Raw genomic sequence first — 6,486 nt, 5'->3', positions numbered from 1 at the left:
TCTGACCAATTCTTTTTTAAGAACTCTCCGAAAGCCTCTTGACAAAAGACTTACAGCCTTAACTTGTCACCAATGGGGGTGGACAAGAGTTTGGTCAGAGTCAACCCCTACTCCCCTTATTAAGGGGGATTTAGGGGGAGCGAAATATATGCAACTTCACATTAAATTGGTATAAGTAAAAAAAAGGCGATCGCACTTAACCCAAATCAACATTTATCTGCGTTCATCGGCGTCAATCCGCCGCCATCTGCGGTTAAAATTTCCTACCTACTATTACGGCAATTTCACTTCAGTCTCCTGACTGATAACTACTGGCGGCGACAGAGTAGGCTCAGGTTCGGCCACATTCAACTGACCGCCACAACAACGCAACTCGTAAAGTTTTGCATTAATTTGATACTCATATTGACTCAATAACCTTGCATAAATATAGCCAGCTTTTCCATCCAAAAAGCCGAGCTGAATGAAGTAAAATAAAATAAATCTGAGCATTGGTTTCAAAGGCAGCCGCACCCAAACTTTTTTGAGAAAGCGTTTCCGCTGTACGGCATCCCCAAATAAGTGAGCGCCAATAGTGCCGCTGTCGTCGCGCCCTTCAATAATATTGTAATAAACGCGAGCTTCCCAATTAGAATAGCGGTTGTGCCGTTCTATCCAGTGAAATAAATCGCGGTAATCCTCGTGGATCATGTCATTTTTTAAGTATCCCACTTGACCCGCTAAAATGACGTGTTCGTGAACTTCGTTGTCGCCAGTATTGGGGACGGATTCAGTGCCGAGGTTTTCGTAACGTCCTTTTTGATGTTTGAACAAACGCAAATTCCAGTCGGGATATCGGCCGCCGTAACGCAGCCACTGACCTAAAAAGAAGACTTTGCGGTTGAGGTAGTAGCCGTCAAAATTGGGGTCTTCGATCGCCTGCGCGATTTCGTCCCAAAGTTCCGGCGGAATGCGCTCGTCGCAATCGACAATTAATACCCATTCGTTGCGAAAGGGCAGATTGTCCAAAGACCAATTTTTCTTTTTCGGCCAGCGGTTATCGAAGTAGAATTGCACTACTTTTGCGCCGGTGCTGATGGCAATTTCTACCGTGCGATCGCAGCTTTGGGAATCAACCATGAAAACTTCATCCGCCCTGGCAATGCTGGCCAGACACGCAGGTAGATTAAGTTCTTCGTCTTTTGCCGGAATGAGAACTGAAACCGGAATCTTGGATGAACTAGATGTCATAATCGAGTGCTTGAACCTAAATGCGGTCGAGTTTTGGTGGATGAAATGCGATCGGCACAGCCGCGCCGACGACTTGAGCAGCGAGGGATATTGCCTATAGCCTAATGCCTGCTGGTCGATTTCGGTGCAAAAATCAGGCCGCGGATGGCTGCGCTCAAATAACCGATTTGACCCCAGGCAAAAACGAAATTTTCAAAGCGCAGCCCTGGATCTCTAATATATTTAAAAGACTTCCAGACACCCCTCAATATTCTTTCACCCCCCCGCCCAAGCTGAGCAATACCGGCTCGATCGGACAATTGTTCGCGATAACACTCGCTGATGCCTTGCCACCACCCGCGCTGTAGAAACCAAGCTTTGTTGAGCCTTTCTGTGGCGACATGGTGAAGCACCAGGGCCTCCGGTAGATAAACTACTTGCCAACCTAACTCTAAAGCTAATTCTGTGGCCCGCAATTCTTCATTTGACAGCAACTTTGTGCCTACTCGACCGAGTTTGACATCGAAGCCACCAATTTGTTCGAGAAAAGCGCGCCGGATTGAGTAGTTTACACCCCTGGGAGTCAAACCGGCAGCAGTGACGTAAACGCAACTTTCCCCCAAATCGTAAACTCCCAAGTTCTGGGCTAATCCCGGTGACAGCCATTCGGGCGGGCTGACTGCAGAAGGCCAGAGCAAATTGACTTTGCCACCAGCTACGGCGAGTTTTTGATTGCTTTGATAAGCCGCGTGCAGCACCCTGAGCCAATTCGGCTCAGCAATAGCGTCGTCGTCGAGATAAGCTAATATTTCACTGCGAGCTTGCTTAGCGCCGGTGTTCCGGGCTACTGACAGACCGATTTCGGGTTCCCAGACGTACTTGAGGCGGCCATCCCCCAGTCTTGCTTCTACTACCTCGCGAGTGCGCGAAGTCGAACTTTCGGGGCTTGCATAATCGCTAGAAGCGTTATCCACTACTACTACTTCAAAGTTGTCGGGAAAATCCTGTACCAGCAAGCTGTCGATCGCCCCACCTAAATAGGCGGCGCGATTGTGGGTGCAAATAATCGCTGATATCTGAGGACGATCTGGCATAAATAACAGCTTGGGAAATACGGGGGTTCTCGATCGACTTACTCTGATATTGTCTCATCAATGCTATTATCGCTTAAAAAGCATTTGGTAGTTGGCCGTTTAAATCATCATGGGTAATTGCTAATTGGGAATTGGCAATTGGGAATTATGTTTAATCCTTTGTATGTGACCCCGCCCAAAGAAGGGAGACAAGCCCGCGACATTAGTCGCGAGCCGCCCAAAAATTTTAACCAAACTTCAATCTCCCAAAATCATTTGTTGTGGAGTAAATCTAAAATCTAAAATCTAAAATCTAAAATCGACTGACTAATGATTAACTCAGAACCCACCACATCGAGACAATTAATCTTAGTAACTGGGCCGGCCCGAAGCGGCAAAAGTGAATGGGCCGAAACTCTGGCGGCGGGTTCGGGAAAACAAGTAATCTATGTGGCTACCGGTCAGGTTGATGAAGCCGATTTGGAGTGGGTTCGCCGCCTCGAACAGCACCGAAATCGCCGTCCAGTTGATTGGGCAACTCTAGAAGTGCCGATCGAATTATCGGCCGTTGTGCGGGCAAGCAAGCCCTCAGATTGCTTGTTGATTGATTCCCTGGGAACTTGGACGGCAAATCTTTTGGAACAAGAAGCTGCTGTTTGGGCGACTACGCAGCAAGATTTGCTAGCCTGTTTGAAGTCGGCGGCGGCTGATGTAATTTTGGTAGGGGAAGAAACCGGATGGGGCGTTGTGCCTGCTTATCCGGCGGGGCGGCTGTTTCGCGATCGCCTCGGCACTCTCGTGCGCCACATCGGGGCGATCGCCGATACTGTTTACCTCGCCACCGGAGGTTACGCTTTGGATCTAAGGGCTCTGGGTACCCCGCTGCCGCCCGTAGCGAAAAATTAACAGCCGGAGTCGCGATCGACAAGAGAGAAAACATCTCGGTTTCCCGAACGACAATTTTAACTGAAAATCAGGTATAGTTTTAATTAAGATTGAAAACTAAAGACTCACATAAATTAGTCAAAAAACCTACTCCATAGGGGGAACAGCCCAACAATTTGACATGAGGAATAGCAATATTTTGAAATTATGTAATACCAATTTTTTATGATGTTGCATAGAATCCGATCCCCCCTAGCCCCCCTTAATAAGGGGAGTAGGGGGTGGGACAAGATTCTTCTCAAAGTCAACCCTTACTCCCCAACAATCAGGGGGATTTAGGGGGATCGAGATATGTGCAACTTCCCATTAAATTGGTATAAAAGATAAAATGTCTCTTAAGAAAGAGTGGTAATTTCCAATTAAAAGTCTAAAATAATCAATTAGTTGAAGGGTTGACTAAAAGTTATGGCATCAGATAGTGAAGTAAGAAAATATATTGCTTACTGGTTTCAGTTAGGCAAAAAAGTATTAATTCGCAACGGTTCCGAAGCGCTGCAGCCCAAATTGGTAAATGGGGGCGATCGCTACAGCCAGGAATTTGAAGACTGCTGGCAAAAAATCATCTCCCGCGACAGCGGAGACTGTTACCTCGAAGGCACAAACGAAACAATTGCCCAACTGCTGACGCCAGCTTGGGAAATCAGTCCCTGCGCGCGCTGCGCTATGCCCGTAGTGTTCAAACAAACCGGAATGCCCCCGGAGTTCTGTCCCTGTAACGACTTACCGAACTGGCCCGATACCGAAATGCCCCAACCTCGATCGCCCGTCAGCAGCCAATCGCAACTATCAGGCATTCGCGATCGACTCAAAAGATCCAGCAGCGGCGAGTAAGTATATAAGAAGGAATAAGGGTCTTCTTCCTTAAATTGTTACAATATATTTACAATGCTTCACACTAGGTCTGATTTATGAATGTCAAGACAGTATCGCCAGCCTCCCCGCAAACTTATGTAAATTCAGGGACTCAGGCTGTACTCGGCAATCTCCAAGATGCAAATACAATTCCCCTGCAAGCAGTACCAGTATCACTAGAGACGGAGGTCGCCACTCCCGAACCGCTCAAATCAGCCAGAGACATAGCTTTCGAGTTAGCCGGAGATGCTGTTCGGTACGATCCAGTGGCGATCGCAGCCCTGTACCGAAATCGACCTCTACAAGTCTGGGGAAGGCTGTCGAGCGTTGTTTGGACATTTTTTAGCTTTGCCTTCAGTTTGTGGTTCGACGGCAAAACAGGTCGCACCCTCAAGAACGAAAAGCGCCGCGCCGTCCGACTGCGGGAAATTCTCGGCCAACTCGGCCCAGCTTTCATCAAAATCGGACAAGCACTTTCAACACGGCCCGACTTAGTACCGCCAGTATATTTAGAAGAACTAACAACGCTGCAAGACCAATTGCCAGCATTTCCCAACGAAGTAGCATATCAATTCATCCAAGAAGAATTGGGAGCCCACCCCAAAGACATCTACGCAGAAATCAGCCCAGATCCGATCGCAGCAGCATCTCTCGGACAAGTCTACAAAGGCAAACTCAAAACCGGAGAAACAGTCGCAATCAAAGTGCAGCGACCGGGTTTAGCCGAGAACATCGGCTTAGATATCTACATCCTGCGGCGTCTTGCAGTTTGGGCACAAAACAACTTCAAAATCATTCGCAGTGACCTCGCCAGCATTATGGACGAGTTGGGCGAGCGCATTTACGAAGAAATGGACTACACCCACGAAGGTCAAAATGCCGAACGGTTTGCCCAACTCTACGGCCACATCAAAGACATTTACGTTCCCAGCATCTACTGGGAATATACCCGCCGCCGCGTCTTAACAATGGAGTGGATCACCGGCATCAAACTTACGAATTTAGAAGCCGTTAAAGCTCAAGGAATCGACGCTCCTTACTTAATTGAAGTGGGGGTGCAATGCTCTCTCAGACAACTTCTAGAACACGGTTTCTTTCACGCCGACCCGCATCCCGGCAATCTTTTGGCAACTCTTGACGGTCAGTTGGCTTATCTCGATTTCGGGATGATGAGCGAAGTAAAACCTTATCAGCGGTACGGCTTGTTGGAAGCTGTGGTGCATTTGGTGAACCGCGACTTTGAAGGTTTAGCAAAAGATTATGTCAAGTTGGAGTTTTTAACACCAGATACGGATTTAACGCCAATTATTCCAGCTTTGGCGGGGGTATTTAACAATGCTTTGGGTGCTAGCGTTGCCGAGCTCAATTTCAAAAGCATTACTGACGAGCTTTCGGCGGTGATGTATGAATATCCTTTCCGGGTTCCAGCTTACTATGCTTTGATTATTCGATCGCTCGTTACGTTAGAAGGGATTGCCATCAACGTTGACCCGGAATTCAAAGTGCTGAGCAAAGCCTATCCTTACGTAGCCAAACGGCTGTTGAGCGACCCCGCACCGGAATTGAGAGCATCCCTGCAAGATTTGCTGTTCAAACAAGGCGAATTCCGCTGGAACCGCTTAGAAAACTTGCTCAACAATGCCCGCGAGAGTGAGGATTACGATGTCAGCAAAATCTTGAACCAAGCATTAGAGTATTTATTTTCCGAAAGAGGAGATTTCATTCGCGATCGTATTGTCCTGGAATTAGTCAAAAGTCTCGACACACTTTCCACCAACGCCTTTGCTAACGCCAAAGCAGTCGTGGGCGAATGGTTTGGAGTCAAGGCCAATCAACCGGTGGTTTCACAAAAAGAAAAAAACAATCTAGAACACATCAAACGGATTTGGGATATTTTGCAATCAACTCCCGGTTTTGACGGGACGAAAGTATTGCAGCTTCTTCCGCAGTTGTTGGTGAAACCAGAAGTGCAGAATATGGGGCAGAAAGTAGTCGGCGGTTTAGCTCAAAGAGCAGTTGCTAGGGTGATTCGCGAGTTTTTGCTTTCGCAGGAACCGGATGCGATTCCCGTGAATGGAAGCTATCCTAAAACTTCGCCTCAGTTGTCTTTACCTGCGGCGAAGTAGTTGGATTGGGAGTTTTTTTGACCGCAGATAGAGGCAGATAAACACAGATGAACGCAGATGGAATTCCGTCTGCGTTCTTTTAATTAAGCTAATGCTGTAGCGGCTGGTAATATCGTTTCCGGTAGCATCGGAATTATATCCTGTCCGGTCGAGCGACCGCGATTTTGGTAGGGCGGGTTCACCAAGAATACCTGCCAATAATTGACTGTCGTTTAGACTAAATAAAGATGAGAACGGTGGCAAAAGAAGAACTAGAGCCACCGCGCCGGGAGAGAATAAGG

The 6,486-nt window shown here is 47.6% G+C and carries 7 protein-coding genes; 4 read left to right on the top strand and 3 right to left on the bottom strand.

The genetic code is table 11. From position 1 onward, the window contains the following. Positions 1-273: 273 nt before the first annotated feature. Positions 274-1,191, bottom strand: a complete 918-nt coding sequence (locus QUB16_RS32600; RefSeq protein WP_333322489.1) for a glycosyltransferase family 2 protein — start codon at positions 1,189-1,191, stop codon at positions 274-276. Between QUB16_RS32600 and QUB16_RS32595 the strand changes: the two genes are divergently transcribed. Further along, positions 1,118-1,330: a hypothetical protein gene (locus tag QUB16_RS32595; protein WP_223300923.1), complete on the top strand. Its 213-nt coding sequence runs from the start codon at positions 1,118-1,120 to the stop codon at positions 1,328-1,330. The genes QUB16_RS32600 and QUB16_RS32595 overlap by 74 nt on opposite strands. A gap of 1 nt (position 1,331) precedes the next feature. Here the strand turns inward: QUB16_RS32595 and QUB16_RS32590 are convergent, their stop codons facing one another. Then, the gene (locus QUB16_RS32590; protein ID WP_333322487.1) at positions 1,332-2,303 is read right to left on the bottom strand and encodes a glycosyltransferase; all 972 of its coding nucleotides are present in this window, start codon (positions 2,301-2,303) and stop codon (positions 1,332-1,334) included. 309 nt (positions 2,304-2,612) lie between these two features. Here QUB16_RS32590 and cobU point away from each other — a divergent pair, with 309 nt between their 5' ends. From cobU to QUB16_RS32575, 3 genes are all read left to right on the top strand, one after another. Then, the gene (gene cobU / locus QUB16_RS32585) at positions 2,613-3,188 is read left to right on the top strand and encodes a bifunctional adenosylcobinamide kinase/adenosylcobinamide-phosphate guanylyltransferase (RefSeq protein ID WP_333322486.1); all 576 of its coding nucleotides are present in this window, start codon (positions 2,613-2,615) and stop codon (positions 3,186-3,188) included. 444 nt (positions 3,189-3,632) lie between these two features. Next, positions 3,633-4,058: a hypothetical protein gene (locus QUB16_RS32580; RefSeq protein ID WP_333322484.1), complete on the top strand. Its 426-nt coding sequence runs from the start codon at positions 3,633-3,635 to the stop codon at positions 4,056-4,058. Between the two features lie 77 nt (positions 4,059-4,135). After that, complete coding sequence (locus QUB16_RS32575) at positions 4,136-6,205, top strand: AarF/ABC1/UbiB kinase family protein (protein ID WP_333322482.1); 2,070 nt, start codon at positions 4,136-4,138, stop codon at positions 6,203-6,205. On the opposite strand, the gene QUB16_RS32570 is transcribed toward QUB16_RS32575, so the two are convergent. Beyond that, the coding region (locus QUB16_RS32570; protein WP_333322480.1) for a hypothetical protein at positions 6,188-6,486 on the bottom strand (299 nt) is incomplete at its 5' end. The genes QUB16_RS32575 and QUB16_RS32570 overlap by 18 nt on opposite strands.

This window comes from Microcoleus sp. D3_18a_C4 (genome assembly GCF_036702415.1).
Classification (GTDB): domain Bacteria; phylum Cyanobacteriota; class Cyanobacteriia; order Cyanobacteriales; family Microcoleaceae; genus Microcoleus.
This window is presented reverse-complemented; position numbering and strand designations above follow the sequence as displayed.

Bases quoted from the DNA above. Each gene is read 5' to 3' on its own strand.
- QUB16_RS32595 (WP_223300923.1), top strand. From the start codon at position 1,118: ATGAAAACTTCATCCGCCCTGGCAATGCTGGCCAGACACGCAGGTAGA.
- QUB16_RS32590 (WP_333322487.1), bottom strand. From the start codon at position 2,303: ATGCCAGATCGTCCTCAGATATCAGCGATTATTTGCACCCACAATCGC.
- cobU (WP_333322486.1), top strand. From the start codon at position 2,613: ATGATTAACTCAGAACCCACCACATCGAGACAATTAATCTTAGTAACT.
- QUB16_RS32580 (WP_333322484.1), top strand. From the start codon at position 3,633: ATGGCATCAGATAGTGAAGTAAGAAAATATATTGCTTACTGGTTTCAG.
- QUB16_RS32575 (WP_333322482.1), top strand. From the start codon at position 4,136: ATGAATGTCAAGACAGTATCGCCAGCCTCCCCGCAAACTTATGTAAAT.